This is a genomic window from Acidovorax sp. HMWF029 (assembly GCF_003060895.1).
Taxonomy (GTDB): domain Bacteria; phylum Pseudomonadota; class Gammaproteobacteria; order Burkholderiales; family Burkholderiaceae_C; genus Acidovorax.
Window position 1 is genome coordinate 1 of record NZ_QAIH01000235.1, and the last position, 1,062, is coordinate 1,062.

2 protein-coding genes are annotated in these 1,062 nt (G+C 45.5%); both read right to left on the bottom strand.

Going from position 1 to position 1,062, the window contains the following annotated elements:
- Positions 1 to 164 precede the first annotated feature (164 nt).
- On the bottom strand, positions 165 to 494 hold the full coding sequence (locus DBR12_RS22050) for a hypothetical protein (protein ID WP_146185565.1): 330 nt from the start codon (positions 492 to 494) through the stop codon (positions 165 to 167).
- Between the two features lie 19 nt (positions 495 to 513).
- Positions 514 to 1,062: RHS repeat-associated core domain-containing protein (locus tag DBR12_RS17355; RefSeq protein WP_146185566.1), on the bottom strand; the 549-nt coding region annotated here is incomplete at its 5' end.

Consider the following 1,062-nt stretch of genomic DNA (forward strand, 5'->3'; position numbering starts at 1 on the left):
GCCCGCCCGCACCACCGCCACCTGGGTCAGCCTGTGCTGGTGGTCGTAGCGGTAGTGCTGCTCCGTGTGGCTACCGATGCGTTTTCTGATCAGCCGACGAAAATCGCTTCAGTCAATCCTGCTTTTCATTAAGTATTTAATACTCATTAATCTGCAGTCAATTATCAATCTAAATTTGCGGCGATTGATGAGATTTTTTTCTCAAATTGACCTAGAGTTTCTTGCCATTGATCACTTTTTATTTTTCGAAAAACAAACTCCTCCTCATATCCATCGATCTTAAAATAGAATAAATCAGCCAAACTCTCTGTTCGATTTCCAAAATCCTCAACCAACTGAAAAACAATTGTTAGATTTTTCTTACTATCTGCGGAACGAATAGGCCAAATTATCTGATCATCAAAAACTTTATACAAATCCTTACTACTCAACATGATGCTCCAGCCGACATCTTCCAGCAATGATTTAATTTGCGACATTCTAGCGATAGTCATGCCTCAGCTCCAGAATTTTCTAGGGGTAGTGACGCCACTGTTTTTTTAGCCAATCATCGAGTTTTTGTTTCGTGAGTGGTGCACCACCTTGTTTTGGCGTATCAATTGAAAGGATCTTCCTATTTTTATCTGTAATGGTTACGCTATATTTATCCTCTCCAACCTTGCGGACATAATATTTTGCATCAGGATATTTACCTCCAGTTAGAACACGTCCTTCAGTAACGTTCCGTTTACCATGCTCCAAATACTGTTTAGGGGACATATCGGAATGGCGTCGCGCGTGATCCTTTAAACCCGAATCTCCGCTACTTTGCGTGCGCCTACTTTTCCACTCTGGCCCCGCGCCATTGCAATTCTTGCTCTTCCACCCCCAAGGATCAATCCAGCTAATTGGGTTGGGCGCATACTGGTGCAGGTTCAACCCACCGTTCAGCCCAATCGGATCCGGCGTCGTAAACGCTCCCAGATCCGCGTCGTAGTACCGGAACGTGTTGTAGTGCAGCCCCGTCTCCCTGTCCAGGTACTGCCCCTGCATCCGCAGGTTCTGCTGAAGCTGGACTGTCTG